At 42.6% G+C, this 23598-nt stretch carries 19 protein-coding genes and 1 pseudogene; 1 reads left to right on the plus strand and 19 read right to left on the minus strand.

Translation table 11 applies throughout. The features are described from left to right. Positions 1–34: 34 nt before the first annotated feature. The 6 genes and pseudogenes from Xbud_RS03955 to Xbud_RS03980 all read right to left on the minus strand — a co-directional run bounded on the left by Xbud_RS03955 (position 35) and on the right by Xbud_RS03980 (position 8473). A complete protein-coding gene (locus Xbud_RS03955; RefSeq protein WP_099134846.1) occupies positions 35–1678 on the minus strand; it encodes a glycosyl hydrolase family 18 protein in 1644 nt (547 codons plus the stop codon). 651 nt (positions 1679–2329) lie between these two features. Then, positions 2330–4480 (minus strand): annotated as a pseudogene (gene flhA / locus Xbud_RS03960) (flagellar biosynthesis protein FlhA); the annotation flags it as partial. Continuing rightward, complete coding sequence (gene flhB, locus Xbud_RS03965; RefSeq protein ID WP_099134848.1) at positions 4410–5561, minus strand: flagellar biosynthesis protein FlhB; 1152 nt, start codon at positions 5559–5561, stop codon at positions 4410–4412. The pseudogene flhA and the gene flhB, both read right to left, overlap by 71 nt. A gap of 213 nt (positions 5562–5774) precedes the next feature. Continuing rightward, on the minus strand, positions 5775–5933 hold the full coding sequence (locus Xbud_RS20350) for a hypothetical protein (protein ID WP_244589844.1): 159 nt from the start codon (positions 5931–5933) through the stop codon (positions 5775–5777). 98 nt (positions 5934–6031) lie between these two features. Next, positions 6032–6856 (minus strand): ATP-grasp domain-containing protein, encoded by an 825-nt coding sequence (locus Xbud_RS03975; RefSeq protein ID WP_145956610.1) that lies wholly within the window; start codon positions 6854–6856, stop codon positions 6032–6034. Positions 6857–7075: 219 nt separating this feature from the next. Then, positions 7076–8473 (minus strand): alanine/glycine:cation symporter family protein, encoded by a 1398-nt coding sequence (locus Xbud_RS03980; RefSeq protein WP_099134850.1) that lies wholly within the window; start codon positions 8471–8473, stop codon positions 7076–7078. A gap of 315 nt (positions 8474–8788) precedes the next feature. On the opposite strand from Xbud_RS03980, the gene Xbud_RS03985 reads away from it, so the two are divergent. Then, the gene (locus tag Xbud_RS03985; protein ID WP_099134851.1) at positions 8789–9367 is read left to right on the plus strand and encodes a recombinase family protein; all 579 of its coding nucleotides are present in this window, start codon (positions 8789–8791) and stop codon (positions 9365–9367) included. Between the two features lie 18 nt (positions 9368–9385). Here Xbud_RS03985 and Xbud_RS03990 read toward each other — a convergent pair whose 3' ends face one another. The 13 genes from Xbud_RS03990 to flhD all read right to left on the minus strand — a co-directional run bounded on the left by Xbud_RS03990 (position 9386) and on the right by flhD (position 22554). After that, positions 9386–9802, minus strand: coding sequence for an alpha/beta fold hydrolase (locus Xbud_RS03990; protein WP_099134852.1), 417 nt, complete (start codon positions 9800–9802; stop codon positions 9386–9388). A 290-nt stretch (positions 9803–10092) separates the two neighbouring features. Next, positions 10093–10749, minus strand: a complete 657-nt coding sequence (gene cheZ, locus Xbud_RS03995; RefSeq protein WP_099134853.1) for a protein phosphatase CheZ — start codon at positions 10747–10749, stop codon at positions 10093–10095. A gap of 9 nt (positions 10750–10758) precedes the next feature. After that, complete coding sequence (gene cheY, locus Xbud_RS04000; RefSeq protein WP_099134854.1) at positions 10759–11148, minus strand: chemotaxis response regulator CheY; 390 nt, start codon at positions 11146–11148, stop codon at positions 10759–10761. A 114-nt stretch (positions 11149–11262) separates the two neighbouring features. Further along, on the minus strand, positions 11263–12315 hold the full coding sequence (locus tag Xbud_RS04005; protein ID WP_099134855.1) for a protein-glutamate methylesterase/protein-glutamine glutaminase: 1053 nt from the start codon (positions 12313–12315) through the stop codon (positions 11263–11265). Then, positions 12308–13237: a protein-glutamate O-methyltransferase CheR gene (gene cheR, locus Xbud_RS04010; RefSeq protein ID WP_099134856.1), complete on the minus strand. Its 930-nt coding sequence runs from the start codon at positions 13235–13237 to the stop codon at positions 12308–12310. The genes Xbud_RS04005 and cheR overlap by 8 nt, the downstream gene beginning before the upstream one ends. Positions 13238–13243: 6 nt before the next feature. Further along, positions 13244–14875, minus strand: coding sequence for a methyl-accepting chemotaxis protein (locus Xbud_RS04015; protein ID WP_099134857.1), 1632 nt, complete (start codon positions 14873–14875; stop codon positions 13244–13246). A gap of 56 nt (positions 14876–14931) precedes the next feature. Beyond that, positions 14932–16635 (minus strand): methyl-accepting chemotaxis protein, encoded by a 1704-nt coding sequence (locus tag Xbud_RS04020; RefSeq protein ID WP_099134858.1) that lies wholly within the window; start codon positions 16633–16635, stop codon positions 14932–14934. Between the two features lie 188 nt (positions 16636–16823). Next, on the minus strand, positions 16824–17321 hold the full coding sequence (gene cheW / locus Xbud_RS04025) for a chemotaxis protein CheW (RefSeq protein ID WP_047681078.1): 498 nt from the start codon (positions 17319–17321) through the stop codon (positions 16824–16826). A gap of 38 nt (positions 17322–17359) precedes the next feature. Next, positions 17360–19591 (minus strand): chemotaxis protein CheA, encoded by a 2232-nt coding sequence (gene cheA / locus Xbud_RS04030; protein WP_099134859.1) that lies wholly within the window; start codon positions 19589–19591, stop codon positions 17360–17362. A gap of 6 nt (positions 19592–19597) precedes the next feature. Next, entirely contained in the window at positions 19598–20599 is a 1002-nt protein-coding gene (motB, locus tag Xbud_RS04035) for a flagellar motor protein MotB (protein ID WP_099134860.1), read from the minus strand. A 2-nt stretch (positions 20600–20601) separates the two neighbouring features. Further along, positions 20602–21483 carry a flagellar motor stator protein MotA gene (gene motA / locus Xbud_RS04040; protein WP_099134861.1) on the minus strand — a complete coding sequence of 294 codons (882 nt, stop codon included), beginning with the start codon at positions 21481–21483 and terminating at the stop codon, positions 20602–20604. 136 nt (positions 21484–21619) lie between these two features. Next, a complete protein-coding gene (gene flhC / locus Xbud_RS04045) occupies positions 21620–22201 on the minus strand; it encodes a flagellar transcriptional regulator FlhC (RefSeq protein WP_099134862.1) in 582 nt (193 codons plus the stop codon). Between the two features lie 2 nt (positions 22202–22203). Beyond that, a complete protein-coding gene (gene flhD / locus Xbud_RS04050; RefSeq protein WP_099134863.1) occupies positions 22204–22554 on the minus strand; it encodes a flagellar transcriptional regulator FlhD in 351 nt (116 codons plus the stop codon). Positions 22555–23598 lie beyond the last annotated feature (1044 nt).

Consider the following 23598-nt stretch of genomic DNA (forward strand, 5'->3'; position numbering starts at 1 on the left):
CAATTAAATAACCATCTGAACATGATATTGAGAATTAAACACAATCCTTGCATTGTGGCTCTTTGGGTTTATCGTAAGAAGGGAGATTATCGTCATCAAAATAAAATGGTGACATATCAATAATCTGATGCTTAACTTTACGTCCCAAACCTTCGTGAGCTGCGTTGGTTAATAAGCCATTATCCTGATCACCAGACCAAATAAATAAGCCACCTAATCCTTTTTCTTTGACATAACGGGCTTTTTCTCTGACAGAGCGGGGCGTGTCCAATGACATAAAGACTTGCAGCTTTTCGTTATAAAGGTAATCTGCCTGTGCTATTTCATCGTGGATAATTTCATAGCCATTACGGCCTATGCCATTTTCGAAATCAACATAGTTATAAATAACGTCTGTCCACTCAATAACTGCGGATTCGAAACTGCCTACAACATTACCGCTTCCGGTATAAGTGCCTTGCAGTGGACTTTGATTGTTAATAGTTGCACCTTTCGCATTACGTGTATAACCCGAATAACCGATAAAAATCTTTTCCTCATCAATACCAAGTTTAATTAAATGCTGGACAGCATCATCAACGGAATATTTGGAATACTTATCATCTTTATTTCGATACAGGTTGGTATGGTGAGAAAGTTGACCATCACCTAAAGTAAAAAAGTCATAAGTCATCAAATTAATACCAGTGACTCCTGCGGCTATTAATTCAGGAATATGGGCATCATCAATTTTTTCCGGATCGCCGGAAGCCGCAATACTAATCCCTTTTAAATTAGAAATATTGGCAGCCTTTATTTCTTCAATTAGTTTTTTATAATAAATATAATCATCTTTATCAAACTGATTTCCCATTCCCGCAGAGCCGGGATATTCCCAGTCAATATCGATATGATTGAACATCGGGAAACGATTGAATAGATCTTTCAGCCCCTCAACAAACTGTTTACGGTGGATATCATCGCGGCAGATATCATAAAAAGCACCACTCATTGACCAGCCACCAATACTGACGGAAATCTCCAGATTAGGGTCAGCTTTTTTCAGTTCACGGAAGCCACCCAGTAATCCTTTGGCTTTTTCCTGGTCATAGAGATCCTTCGCGACGACGCCTCCGGCCCCTTCTTTAAAACCACAGTTGAAAAATGAACTGACATCTGCCCACGGGTCGATTGGGATCGGCCAACCCGTGTAACTTTCGGGAATATTATCCTTATCTGAACCAAATCCCCAAATTGCAGCAGCCGATAAAATAGTATCCTTTTTTGGCCCTTTATCACCAATGATGCCAACAAAGCTGAATATCAGTTTTTTAAAGGGGCTACCATTGGTTGCATCACCTTTAACGCGAGTTAAATCAGCGCCACGACCGCCCTGATTTTTTAATACCTCATCTGGAGGCAATGGTTCTACCGCTCTGGCATCGTATTGCGCCCAATCAGTAAAATAACACGCGATACTGAAATCATCGTTATCCTCATAAGTATTAAACACGGTCTTGGCCATACGAGTAGAAGTGTAGGTCAAGATATCCGTGCTCGCGGCGGGATCATAATTGTTGAGGGCATAGGTTTTTTGCGTTGCCTCTTTGCCATAACCTTTAAGAGCACCTTCATGTTGATATCCAGGATCAACACTATACACAAGATTACTTTCTGTATTCTTTTCAGTTTTATCCATTTTATACCTCATTATTATTACATTGCTGCTAATAAACAGAAGATCCTTTATGTAATTTGAATATTAAAAATAATTAACCTGAATCCAGATTAAGAATATTCTTGCTAAAAAATATACTTATCAACCGTACTACAAATGAAAGACGCCTGTCTAGCTTTCAAATTTAATATCATTATTAATATTAAATTATTTTTGCAATATTTACAGTATATTTCATTAGGTTCTTAATTTTCTTAATGTAATATCGCATTATTGGTATACAAGGATATCCTTCATTTTAAAATTGCCGCATTGCAAGTTTGTGGATATATCTAATAAGAGGAAGTAAATTATATTTAATAATATATCCCCATCCAGAGGTAGTTCATATCAAAATTAATTACTATTTTTGTATGTACTATATAAATATTGAAAGAGATATATTTTTTAAATAACCAGGTCAGATATTATTTAGAAGATACCAATAACAGGATATGTCCGAATTAACAATTTTATAAAGAGAGAATTAAAATGCGATTTTGAGTTAGTTCCAGATGAAATGAAAAAACAGCTTTAATGTAAAAAGTCTGAGAATTGATTATTTCTATAATAAGGTGATCACCGTAGTGATCACTTATATTTATTATTATGCAGAAAACTTCACTGCCAGTACTATCTTGTACCACCAATCGTCGCTGTCATTCTTATCTGACGGTTATCGGTAATTTCAAGATTAGAAAGTACAACCAATCTGGGCAGCACACGGCGCAGAAAACGAGACAGTAATGGACGCAGTGCGTGGTTGACCAACAGCACTGGCGGTGCACCGAGCATTTCCTGACGCTCCAGTGCTTCTGCCGCCTGACGTTCCAGACTTTCAGCCAGTCCCGGCTCCAGTCCACCACCACCCTGCAATGCCTGAAGCAGAATACGTTCAAGGTTCGCATCTAAACCAATCACTTTAATTTCATCCGCACCGGGGAACCATTGTTGAGCAATCGCCCGACCAAGAGCAATACGGATAATGGCAGTCAGTTCATAAGGATCTGTCTGTACCGGTGCATGTTCAGCCAGTGTTTCAATAATGGTACGCATGTCACGGATCGGTACTTGCTCCGCCAACAGGCTTTGCAGAACTTTATGTAATGTGGTCAAGCTGACGACATCAGGAATAAAGTCTTCTGTCAGCTTCGGCATTTCCTGACTGACGCGCTCAAACAGTTGCTGTGCTTCCTGTCTGCCAAATAGTTCACTAGAGTGCTGAGACAACAAATGGTTCAGATGAGTTGCCACAACAGTACTTGCCGCTACAACGGTATAACCCTGTACCTGTGCCTGTTCCCTTAAACTGTCATCAATCCAGACAGCCGGCAGTCCGAAAGCCGGATCTTGAGTCAGATCACCCTGCAATTCACCTACTGCACCGCCCGGATTAATCGCCAGCCAACGTCCGGGATGAGCTTCACCACGGCCAATCTCTACTCCTTTCATCATGATACGGTAGCTGGCTGGTGCCAATTCAAGGTTGTCACGGATATGAACAACGGGTGGCAAATAGCCCACTTCCTGTGCGAATTTTTTACGAATACCGCTAATACGCCCAAGCAGCTCGCCATTCTGACGAAAATCTACCATCGGGATTAACCGATAACCGACTTCCATGCCCAATAGATCTTCCAGTTGCACATCAGACCATGAAGCTTCTGCGGTTTGTTGTTGTTCTTCTACCGCTTTCATCTCTTCGTGTTGTACCGTAAATGGATCTTTATCCTTACGAAGCAGGAAGTACCCTACTCCCGCCAATGCCACGGTAAACAACAGAAAAACAAAGTTAGGCATTCCCGGCACTAAACCAAGCAGACCCAATACACCAGCACTCAACATCATAACCTTAGGGTTGTTAAAAAGCTGGGTCACCATTTGCTGGCCGACATCTTCATCGGTTGCGACACGGGTTACGATAACACCCGCTGCCGTAGAGATAATCAACGCCGGTAACTGAGCAACCAAACCATCACCGATGGTCAGCAATGTATAGGCTTCTGCCGCATCATCCAAACTCAACCCATGTTGGACAACACCGACAATCAAACCTCCAACGATGTTGATCACCAGGATCATCAAGCCGGCAATGGCATCGCCGCGCACGAATTTACTCGCCCCATCCATCGAACCGTAGAAGTCTGCTTCTTGTGTGACTTCAGCGCGCCGTTTCTTGGCTTCATCTTCGCCTATCAATCCGGCATTCAAATCGGCATCAATTGCCATCTGTTTACCGGGCATCCCATCCAGTACAAAGCGTGCGCCGACTTCAGCGATACGTCCTGCACCTTTGGTGATCACCATAAAGTTAATCAGAATCAAGATAACAAAGACAACGATACCAATGGCAAAATTACCACCGACAAGGAAGTGACCGAAAGCTTCTACGACTTGTCCTGCCGCTGCCGTTCCTGTATGCCCTTCCATCAGAATGATACGCGTAGATGCGACATTCAGTGACAGACGCAGCAATGTTGAAAACAGCAAAATCGTCGGAAAGGCCGCAAAATCCAGCGTCCGACGAGTGAACATCGCCACCAGCAAAACCATGATGGAAAGTGCGATATTAAAAGTGAACAGTAGATCAAGCAGGAATGGTGGTAACGGCAGTACCATCATTGACAAGATCATGAGGATGAGTACAGGCCCCGCAAGCATTTGCCACTGGGAGCCTTTTATATTCCCCGGTAAACGGAACAATGAGGCCAGATTAGCCATGACGATTATTCTCTCCAGCAAAATCCAGTGCTGGCGGCACTGGCAGATTTTCAGGTGATTTTGGTTTCAGGCCACCTTCCCGTTTCCAACGTTTCAATTGGTAAACCCAGGCAAGCACTTCAGCAACGGCAGCATAAAGTGCCGCCGGAATAAAGCCGCCCACTTCAGCATGGCGAAACAACGCTCGTGCTAATGGAGGGGCTTCCAACAGTGGAATGCGATTTTCCGCACCAATTTCTTTAATACGTAAAGCAATGAGTCCCGCTCCTTTCGCCAATACTTTAGGTGCACTCATTTTTTTACTGTCATACTGTAAAGCAACGGCATAGTGGGTCGGGTTAGTGACAATAACATCCGCTTTTGGCACATCCGCTATCATCCGCTTACGTGCAGCCGCACGCTGTTGTTGGCGAATTCGCGCCTTTACATGTGGATCTCCTTCTTGTTCCTTAAATTCATCCTTGATCTCCTGACGGGTCATTTTCAATTTTTTCAGATGGCTGCGGATCTGATAAAACACATCAAACGCCACCATCGGTATTAACATAAACAAGACAACGTAGCCTGCAAAAATCAACATCAGCATGGCATCACTCAATGCCACCAAGGGTGTTTGGGTAGTCAGGTTTAGCATGGCAGGCCAATTCTCCCAGATAAACAGGGCTGCTCCCCCTCCTACCATTGATGCTTTCAAGATGGCCTTGAACAGTTCCGCCAATGCGTTCATAGAGAAAATTTTCTTCAGGCCAGCAACCGGATCCAGTTTCGCCAGATCAAATTTGATGGATTTTGAGCTGAATATCAGCCCCCCCATCAATGTCGGCGCACTCAAGGCAATCAGAACCAAGCCAATAAACACAGGTAACAACGCCCAGACTGCCTGTTTTAATAAACGGCCAACCTGCTGTACTATCTGCTTATCATTACTGACCATGTTATGGTCAAAGTTGAATCCTTCGAATACCATCAATGAAAGTTCGTGAGTGATCGACTGTCCGCTCATCCAAAGTAGACTGACGCCTCCCGTTAACATCAGGATAGAGGTGAGTTCCTTTGAACGCGCTATCTGTCCCTCTTTACGCGCTTTTTCCCGTTTATGGGACGTGGGTTCTTCAGTTTTTTCGAGATCGCTATCTTCAGCCACGGCTTTCCTTGGTGAGCATTTGTTATTACACGCAGGAAATTTGCCCTCAACAAACCTCAGCAAAGGACAAATAAAATTGTGCTAAGCATGACAAAAGCCAGGAAATTCAATGGCAGGAACACTGCAAAATTTGCGGGGATATTTGCGGCATTATACCCGATGGGTTTCAAGATACCGCAACTTGAAAAACAACGGATATATGAGATTTATGCCTTACTGGAAGTATAACGCCGCCCCCATACCAGAATGATGACCAATACTGTTAGCGGCAAGCCGTGGAAAAAAATGATAACGCTGGACGGCGGCAACCAACAGCATTCCTATTCCAAAACCGGTCATCTGTAATAGAGTCAGCAAACTGAAAATGGGCAATCGCAGACTTTCCGGTTCACTTTGCGCACGGGATATCAGACTAACTTCCGCAATTCCATCACCAATTCCTGCCCATACTGCAAACTTTTATTAAACGTTCACCTAAAATGGCAATATCTGTAGCAATAATATGTTGCATTATAAGATGAGTAATAAAAGTTTCCTCCGAATAATGAAACCGGAGGAGCAATGAGCAGATTTTCTAATACCGTATTATCTTTTTCTGTCAGAATAAGTTTTTCATTTATTAATACCGGATGGACAGTATCCTGGGTAATTAGACATTCGACAGTATCTTCAATACTTTGGATATATTCTTCCAGTAACATACGTTGCCCCGGCTGGTTCAGGTATTCTGTGCCTTCAGGAGTAGAATATGTTTGAATATTTCCAAGAAAATCCACTACGGCTGAGTGCTTATAGTGAGCTGTGAATGTTTGGTAATGAGCTTGCAATTCAAACCAGTTATAACACTTTTTAATAAAAGCTGAGCATGCCCCAAAAGGCAGTTTTGCCATCACCGGATGACCAATTCTATTGGCTTGCTTATATAACTCCTTTTCACTATTACATAGTGCATGGCGTATTGTTCTAATTCCATGCGTTTGTATTGCCTGACGCATAAGGAATTTGTTGTTGCAGGTAGCAATGGAGGCGGGAGAAGTATAAGGCAATCCAATTTTTTGACATATTTCGGCAACAATACAACCCATTTGCCCGCTGGCAGAAGCATGCCCTGCGTGACAAAAAATAGCGCACAAATTATAAGATTGCTGCAAACCGGTAACGCAATCTTGCAAAGATTCAAACGATAATGATTCCAATAAGAAAACTTCATCACTATCAGTAAAAAGTCGTTCTGTATTCTGGCGTCTTTTACGCGCTACAGTCAGACAAAAAAATCCCATCTTTTTTGCTGCCAACGCCAATCAACCCAATTTTCAGTAGAATCAACCAGAATCTGCTGTAAATGAGGTACTACATCGCTATTATTCATTGTCGTTCCTCATAATTATTATTTTACTAATAATATATACCCCTTCATAAATAACATGTTCCCATATCCCAATCCGTGCGTTCAGGACGATAACGCTCTGCTTGAGACATGGAAACTATTCCAATTTATATTGGTTTAATAATTATTAATCTATTTTCATTGCGGTTTTAATCTCAACACTACTTGCCTTAATCTCAATGCTATCCGCATTAACATCATAGATATGGTCTTTCGTCAGGCGATACACAACCGGACTTAACAGCGCAATCGCAATTAAGTTAGGGATAGCCATCATGGCATTGAGTGTATCTGCCAGTAACCAGACAAAGTTCAGTGATTGAGTTGCGCCAATCGGTAACGCAATGATCCAAATAATACGGAAAGGAATAATGGCTTTTGTTCCCAGTAAATACTGAATACATTTTTCACCATAGAAGCTCCATCCTAAGATAGTTGTAAAAGCAAAGATTGCCAGTGCGATTGCAACAACGTAATGGCCTCCCGGAATAACTGACGAGAAAGCAGCCGCTGTTAATGTTGCTCCTGTCTGGCCTGTCAACCAACCGCCAGTAATAACGATGGTCAACCCGGTAATGGAACATACCACAATGGTATCAATGAAAGTCCCCAACATGGCAATTAAACCCTGGCGGATCGGGTTTTGGGTTTTCGCTGTAGCGTGAGCAATAGGAGCACTACCCATACCTGCTTCGTTAGAAAACACACCACGGGCAATACCAAAACGGATTGCAGCCCAGACTGCTGCTCCAGCAAATCCTCCTTGTGCTGCAACAGGAGTGAAAGCGGATTTGATAATCAAGGCAAACGCATCTGGAATAGCACTCACATTGAGTCCTAAAACGACCATACCGGCCCCCAGATAACCTACAGTCATAACAGGCACCAGTTTACCTGCAACATCAGAAATCCGTTTGATACCACCAATCAATACCGCACCAACCAGAAGAACCAGTGCCGCCGCAGTTATAGTTTTATCAACACCAAAGCTACTTTGCAGTACTTCAGAAACTGAGTTGGCTTGTACCGTATTACCAATGCCAAAGCCAGCTATACTTCCGAAGAAAGCAAATAATGTTCCCAGCCATACCCATTTTTCCCCCAATCCATTTTTAATATAGTACATGGGGCCACCAACATAGTTACCGTTCTTATCTGTTTCACGGTAACGTACTGCCAGCACAGCTTCGGAATATTTAGTTGCCATTCCCACCAACGCAGTCATCCACATCCAGAACAATGCTCCCGGCCCACCCATAACAATCGCCGTTGCAACCCCTGCTATATTCCCTGTGCCTATCGTTGCGGACAATGCGGTCATTAATGCATTAAAAGGGGAAACTTGCCCTTCACCACGTTGTGTATTTTTTTGAAAGAGTAATTTGAACCCTGTCCCTAACTTGCGTATCGGCAAGAAAGACAGGCGGATCTGCATGAAAATACCTATCCCCAGAAGACCAATCAGCATTGGTACTCCCCATACAACCCCGTTTATTGCACCTAACCATTGTGTGATCAGTTCCATATATACCCTCGGAATTCTACGTAACAAGTTAGTAACAAAAATGCTTCAATTAAATAAAAGAATATTTTGAGGAAATAAGAAAGAACTAATTCGACCTTACTGGTAAGAAAACTTAATACTGTGAGTGTGATCACCGACTCTAGTAATATCTTAATAATTTCGCTTATAGCAAATCTTCATACATCACAAAATCAAAGATAAAAGGCCATTAGGCAAATTTTTATCGTGTGATCTGGCAAATTTGGGGTTTTTTATAACAAAAAAATAGGTATTATTCACTGACAAATAGTTTCCCATGTAATTAAAGGATTATCCGTGGCAAGAATTGGTTATATCCGAGTGTCAACAAATGACCAAAATAGTGATTTACAAAAAAATGCATTGGTCAGCATTAACTGCGAAATGATTTTTGAAGACAAAATCAGTGGGAAAACCGCCAATCGCCCGGGATTAAAACGTGCGTTAAAGCACCTCAAATCTGGTGATACGCTCGTTGTCTGGAAACTGGATCGCTTGGGGCGCAGTGTAAAAAATCTGGTGACACTCATTTCAGAACTACATGAACGAGGAATTCATTTTCAAAGTCTGACTGACAGTATCGATACCAGCACAGCTATGGGAAGGTTTTTCTTTCATGTAATGAGTGCATTGGCGGAAATGGAACGTGAATTGATTGTTGAAAGAACTAACGCAGGTTTAGCCGCAGCACGGGAACAGGGACGAATTGGCGGGCGGCCTGTCAGATTTACCGAAGAAGACCAGCAACAAGCCGCCAGATTGCTGAGTAAAGGCCACAGCAGAAAACAACTCTCAATTATTTATAATGTATCGCTGTCAACCATTTATAAATATTTACCAGCGAATTTAACCGTTAGCCTTGCCTCTTCAGAATAAAACGCTGTTCCCAATTACCTATTTTTGCAAAAAATCTTTGATAACCTTTACCCACTCTGCCGGGTTTTCCATCTGTACCGCATGACCACTCTTCACCTCCATGTACAGACTGTTCTTTATACTTTTATGGACTTCACGTGCCAGATAAGGCGGAATCAGCGTATCGTGACTTAGCCCAATAATTAATGTGTCCTTATTTATCCGGGAAAGGTAATTTTTGATGTTTATCGATAATCCCAAAGCTATCCGCCTGTTCGCCTCTTTTTCTGATGGTCTGGCACAAATTTGACGGAGCGTTTCCTGCCCCAATGATGAAATAAATTCAGGGCTGAGAACATGGGAAAGTCCAAAAGCAGTTGCTAAAGTTTGATCGCTGTTTTCCAATTTTAACCAGGTCGTAAACATCAACTGGAAATAGGGATCATCTTGTGCCATGGAGAAACATCACCGGATTTTGATGGTTTGCTTGATTTTCATTAGAGTCTTTACGATAGGAAACAAATGAATCTGCCAAATAGATGACTTTTTCAATCGACTGCACTGTGTTTTCCTTTTATAGGGTCTGAATAATGATATCGTTTTATACATCAAATCAACCAGATAACACTGTGATCTAACCGAAAGTCCGGCATATTGAAAATAACGTTTGGGCAGCCGCCTGACTCGCCCAAACATCAAACTTATTTAAGAATAAATGTTGTTCGTTAAAGTATTATCACTCGTTATCAAAAACCTAAACTATCCAGTAAATCATCAACCTGTTCCTGGTTGGCAATGACGCCGATCCCATTCTGGTTGACCTGAGGGCCATTAAGAAGACTTTCGTTCTCTTTTTTAGTTTTGGTCACCTGGTCAGAAGGCATATTTTCCATTAATACCATGACCAGTTGTTTTTCCAGTTCCTGAATGACTTCCATCATCCGTTTAATTACCTGCCCGGTGAGATCCTGAAAATCTTGGGCCATCATGATCTCAAGCAATTGGGTATTGGTAAATGCAGCATGTTCTGGCACGAGTTTGAGATAATCTCTCGTGTCCGTTACCAAAGAGCGCGCATCAACCAGTTCTAAATTAGTCGGGTTCGCAAACCACTCATCCCAACGTTGGGTTAAGGATTTTGCCGAGGTTTCCAATTCATTTTGGCGAGGCTGAGCTACTTCAACGCAGTTCAATACCCTTTCAGCCGCCTGTGCTGTCATCTGGACAACGTAATTCAATCGCTCCCTCGCATCAGGGATCGCCTCAGCCGCCTGAGCAATGGTTCGATCCAATCCCAGTTCACGTAGACTATCGCGCAACATTCTTGTTAACTGCCCGATACGACTGATTATTTCACTGGTTGTAACCGCCTCATCTCTCGGCATGACTGGATTTCCACTCATTTTGTCTCCTTAGAGCCCCAATTTTTCAAATATTTTATTGAGCTTTTCTTCCAAAATCGCCGCAGTAAATGGTTTCACAACATAACCACTAGCTCCGGCTTGTGCTGCTGCAATGATGTTTTCTTTTTTTGCTTCTGCCGTCACCATCAGAACTGGCAAAGCAGCCAATTTTTCGTCACTGCGAATTGTTTTCAACAATTCGAGACCATCAATGTTAGGCATGTTCCAGTCAGAAATGACAAAATCAAATTCGGCTGCACGAAGCTTTGCCAGCGCTTCTGCTCCATCCAGTGCCTCATCAACATTATTAAAACCCAGTTCTTTCAACAAATTACGCACAATTCGACGCATGGTTGAAAAGTCATCAACCACCAGAAACCTTAGATCCTTACTTGCCATAAAAACTCCTTGAAATTTTATTCATCCAACAGCATCGTGCTGTAAAAGTTAACAACAATATCCTCTTTATCTTTCAAGGTGCAGCAACTTGAAATATATCAGATATAACAACGATTAAATCCGAATCGATTGCCCGGTACTGATTTTAGCCAGCATAGTTTTACTCAGCTTTTGTAGATCCATAACTTCATCGACGGCCCCCAACTGGATCGCAGCCCGCGGCATACCAAAGACCACACAACTCGATTCACTTTGTGCTAATGTGTACGCTCCTGCTTGTTTCATTTCCAACAACCCCGCCGCACCATCACTGCCCATACCCGTTAAGATAACGCCCACCGCGTTGCGCCCTGCGTATTTAGCAACAGAACGAAACAGGACATCGACAGAAGGACGATGACGATTAACCGGTGGAGCACTACTAGTCATAATTTGGTAGTTAGCTCCGCTACGACACAGTTCCATATGGCGATCTCCCGGTGCGATATAGGCATGTCCCGGTAAGACACGCTCACCATCTTCCGCTTCTTTGACAGTAACCTGGCTCAATTTATTTAGCCGTTCTGCAAATGAGCGGGTAAAGCCGGATGGCATGTGCTGTGTAATAAGCAAAGCCGGGCTGGTAACAGGTAACGGTTGTAACAGGTTCTTGATTGCCTCGGTACCCCCGGTTGAAGCACCAACCGCGATCAATTTCTCACTGGACAAAAGTGGCTTAAAATTCAGCGGAGCTACAATTTCTTGTGTTGGTCTTACTGTGCTGATTTTTGCCTGTGCCGCCGCACGGATTTTCTCCGCAATCAGCTCACTATAGGCCAACATGCCTTCACGAATACCTAATTGCGGCTTGGTTACAAAGTCCACAGCCCCCAATTCCAGTGCTTTCAATGTAATTTCCGAACCTTTTGCCGTCAGAGATGAAACCATCACAACAGGCATAGGTCGCAAACGCATTAATTTATCAAGAAAATCAATACCATCCATCCGTGGCATCTCGACATCCAATGTCAATACCTGCGGGTTATATTTTTTGATTAAATCGCGGGCAACATATGGATCAGGCGCACAGTCCACCACTTCCATGTCAGGGTGGCTATTGATTATTTCCCGCATGATTTGACGCATCAGCGCCGAATCATCCACACAAAGAACTGTTATTTTATTCATGACCCCTCCTTGCCCGGCCTACACCGTAAACGGTCTGTCCTTGCAAGTAGAACTCTCGGCTAATTTGAGTGACGTTTTCGGAATGCCCTGCAAAGAGCAGACCATCGGGTTTTAAGAAATTGACAAAGCGACGCAGAATTCTTTCCTGCGTTTTTTTATCAAAATAAATCATGACATTACGACAAAAAATTGCATCAAATTTACCTTCCAGTGCCCACTCAGAATCAAGTAAATTCAGATGCTGAAAGCTAACCAGCTCAGTAAGCACTGGACGAACTCTGGCGTACCCTTCAAAATAACCAACGCCTTTGAAAAAATATTTTTTCTTTTGGCTTTCACTCAGGTGCTGTAATTCATCCAATCGATAAACACCTTGGCGAGCTTTTTCCAACACCTGGGTATCAATATCACTGCCAATGATTTTTATCCGGTTTGAGTGGTGTCCCAATACATCACACGATCTGCCACACAAAGCCTCTCTACCACACAAAGTGTCATACAGTGTCATTGCAATGGAATACGGCTCTTCTCCCGTTGACGCAGCCGCACTCCAGACACGGTAAGTTCCTCCGTTTTTTCTGCTGGCATGTGCCGCCAGAATAGGAAAATGATGGGCTTCCCTAAAAAATGCGGTGAGATTGGTCGTTAATGCATTGATAAATAATTCCCACTCCTTGCTATAACTATCCTGTTCCAGAATCGACAGATATTGACCAAAATCATTGAGCCCCAGAACACGCAAACGCCTGATCAGGCGGTTGTAAACCATCTCACGTTTATTTTTTGCCAATACAATGCCAGCTCGTTGGTAAATAAACTGGCAGATGCGCTGAAATTGCGCATCCGACAACGTATGCCGCTGAAACATAAAGTTCAGCGGTACAATAGCTTCAACGTCTGAAGCTGCTAAATTGGATTTCATCTGACCTCAGTGTACTTGACTTACAACATACTCATCGGTCATTTTTGATGCTGGATATACCTGATGGTCATGCTCATGCTCCAAATCTGTCGGTAATTCAAATTGTGCAACCGTTTTCACCAATATATCTGCCTTATCTTCAAGCGCGGATGCAGCAGCCGCAGATTGTTCCACCAATGCCGCATTTTGCTGTGTGACTTGATCCATCTGACTAACGGCTTGGGCTATCTGATGAATGCCACGGCTTTGTTCGTCGGAAGCTGCCGCAATTTCAGACATAAGATCAGTGACTTGATTCACTGACTTGACTAATTCATCCATTGTTCTTCCGGCATTATTCACCAGCTCAGAGCCTTGATTAACACGATGGACGGATTCATCGATCAATATTTTGATTTCTTTTGCGGCGTCAGCACTGCGTTGCGCCAGATCACGAACTTCTCCGGCCACTACAGAAAATCCTCGGCCCTGCTCACCAGCACGGGCGGCTTCAACCGCTGCATTCAAGGCCAGAATGTTGGTCTGAAAGGCGATACCATCAATCACGCTGATAATCGCGCTGATTTTCTTCGAACTATTGGCAATTTCATCCATTGTCGCAACAACACTGCTGGTCTGTTCGCCGCCTTTCGTCGCCGTTTGAGAAGCCGCTACCGCAAGTGCGCTGGCCTGACGTGCATGTTCTGCGTTCTGCTTAACAGTAACTGTTAACTGCTCCATACTGGCCGCAGTTTCTTCCAGTGATGCCGCTTGTTCCTCAGTACGTGAGGATAAATCTGTATTACCTTGCGTGATTTCCTGGATACCGGCATACATTTGGTTGGTATTATCCCGCACCGACGAAATGGATTTGATCAGTGAATTCTGCATATCACGCAGTTTTCTGAATATGTTACCAATTTCGTCATTGGTGGTGACGGCCACTTCTTTATTTAGCCGCCCTTCAGCCACATCCTGAAAACAAGCTCTCATGTTTGCAAAAGGTCTGAGGAGGTTACGTTTCAGCCACCAATGAGCTGACAGGGAAACAACAAACACCATCAGGATAGAGCCAAAGAACATGGCAATGGAGACTTTATAATAAAATGCGCCATCAGAAACCGCTTTACTGATATGGGCACCGAGATAATGCATATAGTTATTGTATGCAACCTCTAATTTACTCTGGTAACTCTCTGTTGGTTGATCGAGGAATTCTTGAAAGTGACCTTCGTAAAGGAAGATTTTTAATTCCTTCAATGCATTAATGTATTCTTGGTATGCATGCTCAACAGCCGACAATAATTCCGCTCCATTATCACTCTGCTCCATCAGAGGTAATCCACTAAAACGTGCGAAGCTCCTTTCAGCTTCATTCAGTGAACTTTTGAGCAATGCTTCCATTTCATCTATTTGCTCTCTCGGTTGCCCGACTTTATGAGCAATCGCGATCTTATTCAAGGTGTTACGCGTTTGCAGCAACGCCGCCCAACTCAATCCAAGGGTATCTCTCCGTTGAGTTCCCAAATCAATTCTTTCTATATATGACTGGTCTGTATGAATTATCCCCAAAGATAAGCCACTGGAAATAATCTGCATAACACAAAACATCATCAGTAATAGATACAAACTGGTTGATATGCGAAACCTGCCTAACATGTAATCACCTCGTTTAACGGCTGCATAATGCAGCCGTAGTTATCGCTATTATTTTTTTAGAATGTTTCCCAATTAGATGGGTCTTCCACATCGCTGCTTTTTTTCAGCACGGGAGGATTCGTTTTATTAGCTGGAGGAGTCGGCGATTTTATCGTCGGTAAAACTTCATGTTTTCTTTTCTCAGGCTGCTTCCTTTCTGCCTGCTCCGGTAACTGAAATAATGATACTGCTTTGGTCAAGATCATGGCCTGCTCTTCCAACGCCGCTGCTGCGGCCGCAGACTGTTCAACCAATGATGCATTCTGTTGTGTGACTCGATCCATTTCAGAGATAGCGACACCAACTTGTGTAATTCCCCGACTTTGTTCATCAGAAGCTGATGCTATTTCTCCCATGATGTCAGTCACACGGGTAACAGAATCGACAATTTGGTTCATTGTTTCACCAGCACTTTCCACCAGCACAGAGCCTGTGTCAGTACGGTTGACGGAATCTTCAATCAGTGATTTGATCTCTTTCGCTGCTTCTGCACTGCGTTGTGCCAGATTGCGGACTTCACCGGCAACCACAGCAAAACCACGACCGTGTTCACCTGCACGAGCCGCTTCTACCGCAGCATTAAGAGCCAGAATATTAGTCTGGAAAGCGATGGCATCAATAACACCAGTGATATCTGAAATTTTGCGTGAACTATCAGCAATTTCGTGCATAGTTTGCACTACATTTGCTACCACTTTACCCCCCTGACGAGCGATATCAGAGGCGTTATCAGCCAGATTACTGGCTTGGCGAGCGTTGTCAGCATTTTGTTTTACCGTTGCCGTCAACTGTTCCATGCTGGCCGCAGTTTCTTCCAATGAAGCCACTTGCTGCTCAGTACGGGCAGAGAGATCATTGTTACCCGCAGCGATTTCGCTGGTGCCGGTATAGATGGTTTCAGTGCTGTGATGCACACTGCTGACGGTATGAATCAGCTCGTCTTGCATATTTTTCAGGCCAACCGCCAACATTCCCATTTCATTGGTGCCTGAGACATCAACAGTTTTAGTCAAATCACCTTTCGAAAAAGCCTTAATGGTATCCAACAATTTGTTCAGCGGATCGATCAATGATTTACGCAAACCAGCCCAACTTGCTGCCATGACGGCAATCAGCAATACAAATATAAAAATCAGACTAATGATAATATTGTGGTAGGCGGCATCAGCTTCATCTGACAATTGCTGATACAGTTTTTCATTTTGATCCAGGTAAAAAGCGTATTCAGCACCAAATGCGTTCTGATACGTAGTGGTTGGCTGAACAAAAAATTCTTTAAACTGTTTTTTTACCAGCAACACATCTAGTTCTTTCAGTGCATTGAGATAGTCATGGTGGGTTTGTCTTAAGCTCTGCATACGCTCTGGCTCGCGTATAACTGTGCTTGGCAATTGCTCAAATTGCTGGAAACGACGCTCTGCACGCGCTAAGTTGACCTTAGCTTCTGCTAAAACATCCTCAATTTTGTACTCGCTCTCCCCATCATGCTCTTTCATGATATAGATGATGCCAATACGGTTCAGGTTATTACGGGCTTGTAGCAGGTTGCTCCAGCTCTCGTCCAATAATTTTTGCCGCTGCCGCATTTCATCTAATGTATCAAAGGACTTGGTATCATTCTTTAACGCATTAAAAAACAGTCCTCCAGAGATAAATTGCAGAGCACCAAATAATATGATGACTGAGATGAGTCCCGTCACTATTTTCATTCGGTTAAACATGACTTCCCTTGTGTAATAAATTGCTATGCCTGTGTTATCGGCATCCTTAAAGGGAACTTTACGCGTAATACAAAAAATTGAGTCTTTACTGTGTTTTTTGACCTACAACAAATCAGGCTGCCTTTTCACGCTACAATTTTGCGCATTCCCTTAGCAAAAAGAGCGAGAATGATGGCAGCCCTGAAATATCAATCTCTGGCGACAGAATCCACCAATGCCATTTCCTCACTATTGAGCAATTTTTCAATATCTACCAGGATCAGCATACGCTCTTCAATAGAGCCAAGCCCGGTCAGATATTCAGTTGACAAAGTGACGGCAAATTCTGGCGCAGGACAAATTTGCTCTTCTTTCAGAGACAACACATCAGATACACCATCAACCACGATCCCGACTATGCGATTAAGCAAATTCAAAATGATGACCACGGTGTTATCGTTGTAAGTGACATCTTCTTGTGAAAATTTGATCCGCAGGTCGATAATAGGAACAATCACTCCACGCAGATTAGTTATGCCTTTTATAAAAGCTGGGGTGTTGGCAATCCGGGTAACCTGATCATAACCACGTATTTCCTGCACTTTCAGAATTTCAATTCCATACTCTTCATCACCCAAAGTGAAAACCAGATATTCCTTTCCGGCTGTTTCCCCCGATAATTTACTAAATTCGTCTATGGCTGGCATGATGTTACCTTTTACTGTGACTTGAAATTGGGCCTAACTTAATTGGTTGTTTTTTTATCCGCAAGTTCAGCCTTACGCATGGCCAACTGCTCATGATTAAGTTTCTGCAAAGCAGGAATATCAATAATTAAGGCAACACAGCCATCCCCCATAATGGTGGCAGCCGAAATGCCCGGTACTTTGCGGTAGTTGCTTTCAATATTTTTAACAACAACCTGATGCTGCCCCACCAGTTTATCTACCAACAGTGCATAACGACGCCCTGCACTTTGAACGATCACAGCAATACCTTTCGTTGGTGCCGTTTCTGCATTTGGAATGTCAAATATCCGGTACAGTTCAAGCAGCGACAGATATTCGCCACGTACCTGCAACAATTTTTCATCTCCCGCCAATGGATAAATATCTGCTTCTTGTGGCTGTAAGGAACTGACAACAGCACTCAACGGTAAAATGAAGACTTCATCGTTAACTTTGACAGACATACCATCCAATATCGCCAATGTCAGCGGCAGCAAAATACGAATGACGGTCCCCTTTCCTTCTTGGAAGTTGATCTGGATCTGTCCTCCCATATCCTGAATGTTACGTTTAACCACATCCATACCTACTCCACGGCCAGAAACATCCGTGACCACTTCTGCGGTAGAAAATCCGGGAGCAAAAATTAACATGGCAACTTCTTCATTACTCATGTTTTCACTGACCGCCAGCCCCTGAGACTGGGCTTTTGCTAAGATCTTTTCTCGATTCAGCCCTGCACCGTCATCAATAACTTCAATACAGATATTGCCGCCCTGATGTTCCGCAGCAAGAGTCAAGTTACCTGTTTCCAGTTTACCTGCTGCAAGACGTTTTTCCGGGGTTTCGATACCATGGTCAAGACTATTGCGAACTAAGTGCGTAAGCGGATCGATAATTCTCTCAATCAAACTTTTATCTAATTCTGTTGAGCTGCCGATTAATGTCAGTTCTACTTTTTTATTCAATTTTCCCGCCAAATCCCGGACTAAACGTGGATAACGGCTGAAAACATATTCCATCGGCATCATACGGATCGACATGACAGACTCTTGTAAATCACGAGAGTTGCGCTGCAATTGAGCCATACAACTCAACAGTTCACTGTGTTTTGTCGGCTCTAAAGCATCACAGTGCTGCGCCAGCATAGATTGGGTGATCACCAGCTCACCTACCAGATTGATGAGTTGATCCACTTTCTCCACAGCCACACGAATGCTGGAAGATTCCACACGTTGACGCGGTGATCCTGCCACCGGACGCGGTGCCGGACGGCCAACTTCATGTAGATCTGCTTTTTTCTTCGCGCTATTTGTACTATTTGCATTATTCGCATTAACAGACTGTGGTATATCTACCGTGCCAGATTCCACATTATTTATGACGGTATTTGTCGTTGTAGTATCAGATGATGTAGTACTTTCTTCAGTTTTTGATTCTGTCGGTTGGAAGTCCAATACAGGCAAAAAAGTTATCTGCTCAGGTTCAACCACAAAACACAATACCGCAGTAATATCATCTTCTGTTGCAGATGTGATTAATGAAGCCTCAAGGCTATCGGTGGCTTGTTCAACATCATAAACCTCTCCAAGATGTCCTAGTTCATCTTTCATCAAAGCAACTTCACGCTCTTTCAACCCAGACAGATGAACACGGATCCTGCCCTGATCGATTGCTACAGCCGGAGAGATTTTTTCTTCTGATTGCTCAGGTTGCTCTGTTGTTACTGCTTGTGCTTCCTTCTCTTCCTGACTTTCTGCTGCATGTTGGATAGTCTCTTCCATTACAGGCGCCGCTTCAGATATTGCAGTAAAAACTTCTACATTTTGCTGTTTTTGCTGTTCTTCCTGCTGCCGATCTTCCTGTAGCTCTAATGCAAGCTGACGCAATGTCTCGCAGATATAATTGAATGTATCTTCATCTGGCTCCTGAGAACTTTTATAGGCATCCAATTGTTGCTGCATAATATCTTTCGCTTCTAAAAACAGGTTGATAATGTCAGTTGTCAGGCGTATTTCGTCACGTCTGGCACTATCCAGCAGATTCTCCAAAACATGCGTGGTTTGTTGTAGCTTGGTAAAACCAAATGTCGCAGCGCCCCCCTTGATAGAGTGGGCGCTGCGAAAGATGGCATTTAGCTGTTCATGATCAGGTTCATCGGCATTGAGCAGCAATAAATGCTGCTCCATATCCGCCAATAGTTCATCTGCTTCATCAAAAAAAGTCTGATAAAACGCGGTAATATCCATCGTTACTTACTCTGTCACCTTATTAGTATCACTTGCCGATTCCACTTTTGGCTGTTCGGGCATTGTGATTTCATTGGATTGTCCGGTGGGTTGCTGAGAAGGCGTTCCCTCATTCGAATCCATTCTGATGACTTCTTGCATATCCATACTACTGCTAGCAGTCATGACATTACCGCCACTGTTTTCCTGTTCAATCCGTTTTTCTGCTTCCTTATTCAAAACAATAATGCTGATACGGCGATTAACAGGAGCATCAGGAGCAATACCTTTTTGCATACTGACGGTGGATGCCATGCCAACAACCCGCAGAACTTTGGGTTCATCCAAACCACCAATGAGCAACTCTCGTCTTGATGCGTTTGCACGATCTGAAGAGAGTTCCCAGTTGCTATAACCACGCTGTCCATTGATATATTGCAAATTATCAGTGTGTCCAGACAGGCTGATCTTATTTGGAATGCTATTCAGGATCGGCGCAATTGCCCGCAAAATATCGCTCATATAATTTTCAACTTTCGCACTACCAACCATGAACATCGGACGATTTTCCCTGTCGATGATCTGGATGCGTAAACCTTCATCCATCATGTCAATTAATAAATGCGGACGCAGTTCTTTGAGATGAGGATCCGTGATAATCAGTTGATCAAGTTGTTGGCGCAACCGATCCAAACGACGGGTTTCTTCACTGGTTTCAACTTGCTTGTTCTGACGGAAAACTTCTCCATCCTGCTGGAAAACGTCATCCCCTCCCCCAGGGATAGGATTTGTATTATCACTACTCTGTTTCCCCTTATTTATTGCAACCTGCAAAGGGGTACGGAAATATTCTGCAATGCTGGTCAATTCCTGCGGGCTGGCGATAGATACCAGCCACATAACCAAAAAGAAAGCCATCATTGCAGTCATAAAGTCAGCATATGCAATTTTCCATGAACCGCCATTATGACTATGACCATGTTTTTTGCGCTTTTTTATTCTGATAACAGAAACATTATTCGCTCTCATAATTAGTCTTCAGCTTCTTGTTGTACAGGGACCTTAACCCTACGAACATGCTCTTCAAGTTCTGTAAATGAAGGACGATCTGTGAGAAATAATGTTTTACGACCAAATTCAACCGCAATTTGTGGAGCATAACCATTCATGCTGGAAAGCAGGGTAACCTTAATACATTGCATCATTTTTACCTGCTCACTACTGCGCTGACGCAACAAAGTCGCCAAAGGCGAAACAAAACCGTAAGCCAGTAAGATCCCCAGAAATGTTCCTACCATTGCGTGAGCAATCAATACCCCAAGTTCTCCTGCTGGCCGATCTGCCGAACCTAACGCATGAACTACCCCCATCACGGCCGCGACAATCCCAAATGCCGGCAATGAATCTCCCACCATTGTCAAACTGGTTGCAGGGACTTCGCTTTCCTGCTCATAAGTCTCGATTTCTTCATCCATCAGAGCTTCGATTTCATGTGGATTCATATTACCGCTGATGATCAAGCGCATATAATCCGTGATGAAGTTCATCAAATAAGGATCTTTTAGTAAGCGGGGATACTGTGTGAAGATATCACTCTGTTGCGGATTCTCAATATCCCGCTCCAGAGCCAAAAGCCCATGCTGGCGGGATTTAGATAGCAGACGAAACTGTAAAGCCATCAGATCCATGTACATCGCTTTATTGTATTTTGATCTACGCAATACTTTTGGTAAAACGCGCAATGTAGCCTTTATCGCTTTGCCATTGTTGCCCACGATAAAAGCACCAATGCCCGCACCTGCAATAATCAAAAATTCCGCTGGCTGATAAAGTGCGCCCATGTGACCACCGACAAGCAGATAGCCACCAATTACCGCACCAAAAACCATCATATATCCTAAAAGTACTAACACGCGATATCCTTTAGCTAAGTTGGTGAGCAGATGGGATTTGAACAGGGCGAATTAGCCAATGAGGAAGAGGATGGCTGTAGATTACAGGCCAGAGTAACCAAAACCTGTAATCTAGTTTTCACTTTCCCATTTAAATTCACATAGCTTGCTGAGCAAATCCATCCAGCAGTTGTGAATTAGTATCGGCAGGTTGAGCGGAAAGTTTACGTTTTTTTACCGCTCTTGAAGGCGGCTGGCAAAGACTACAAACAAAACTATTTACCGGTTGGTGAGCATGTGTGATAAAAGTTCCACCACAACAGCGACACTCGGTTGGCTGCAACATCCCACTATCGACAAAACGAATAAGAGTCCAAGCTCTGGTTAGGGCCAAAACTGGTCCATCTTTACTCGCCGGGGGACATTGCTCAAGATATAACCTATAAGCCTTTACTACAGCTTCAACACCAGCACAATGTCCACTTTTTAGCAGGAAACGGTAAGCGTTGTAGAACATTGAAGAATGAATATTCTGTTCCCAAGTCATAAACCAATCCGTCGAAAAGGGGAGCATCCCTTTAGGCGGAGGGCTTCCCCGCAACTCTTTATACAACTTAATCAACCTTCCCCGGCTTAATTGCGTTTCACTTTCAAGCATCTGCAACCGTGCGCCTAAGGTGATGAGCTCCATTGCCAATTGAATATCTTTAGCTTCCTGGACAATACTTTTCTCAACCATCTTTATGCTCTTTTTTTGATTGAAGCGTCATCCTGAGTGGATAACTGTTGAAAAAGATGGGTAGACAACAAGATACCTGTATGAATTTGTTGCAAATCATCCACCCGTGATTCCTTCGTCAACTGCTGTACAGTTTCGTGATCTTCAAACCGAAAATGGCAAATCAGTTGGTTTGTTTCAGCTAATTTTACTAACTGAGGCAATGCCAGCTTGGCCAACGTATCAGCCATAGATTCACTAATACCTAAACGGAACATCGCAGACGCTTTCTCATGGTTAATTAGCCGTTGTGCTAAAAGCAAATACGATAAATTTATGTCATAAATATGTTTGAGCAATTCAACCGTACTCATTTCTATATATCCCGTCCGATTATATGAAAAAATCAATTAAGTGATCAAAGAATCACTCACGACAAAATTACCAGTAGCATGAGATTCAATAATCTCCGACATAACTGAAATATACATCTTTAGCCAGAGCAGTAACTGTCCTTTGTATTACTCTTGGGATCGCCCAATTTCTAAAATATTTCGGTAATGAATTGTAAAAATATTATTGCATCATCTGGATAATGAACTTGCCACAATTGATTAAGAATATTCTTAATACTAATTAACTTTACTCCTGAATCATCAATTTATACAACGGAGAATATATGTCATTTTAAATACTATGTGACATATATCACAAAACCACCTTTTTTATTATGATTCTAGCTCATTAACTATTCAAGCAAAAGAAAACACAAAATAGCCTATAATTAATAAGTTAAATTATTTAAATAAAAATATTAGAGACCATTTTTTGTTTTATACGATCTATTAAACTTATAAATTTAAAATAACGAGAAAAAATCCTTTCTTTAGCTAAATTATAAAAATATTATTAAAAATTGTTTCCTGATAATGTGGGTAGGCACTCATCTTCCACTATTAGTCGATTTGGATCATAGTTATGCCAAATTTATTAATAATGTGTGAATACTAGTCATTAAAAAGATACCAGTCTGATCATTTTTAGTTTACGATTGTGCTATTTTCACACAGTTACTGAGGTAACATCGACATCACTTAGAATACAAGTATCACACAGATCACAAAAATAAGATAAAATACAGTATGATGTTGAAATAAAAAAATATCTGCATCTTTATCCCAGAGCAATCGCAATCAATAAGTCTCCGATACTCCAACAAATCCTATCACTGGACAAAGCCAGCACCACTTTACCCAGTCATTAAAATTAATAATTTTTACTTATCAAATATAGTGCACAGAATGATAGCTTTTGACATTCTCTTAACGAAAACCTCATTGGCGGTTATTTACAGCCACTGAGCACTCCATAAGCCAAAAACATAAGAAAAAATTATAATACACATCTTCCATGACTTT

This window comes from Xenorhabdus budapestensis (genome assembly GCF_002632465.1).
Taxonomy (GTDB): Bacteria; Pseudomonadota; Gammaproteobacteria; order Enterobacterales; family Enterobacteriaceae; genus Xenorhabdus; species Xenorhabdus budapestensis.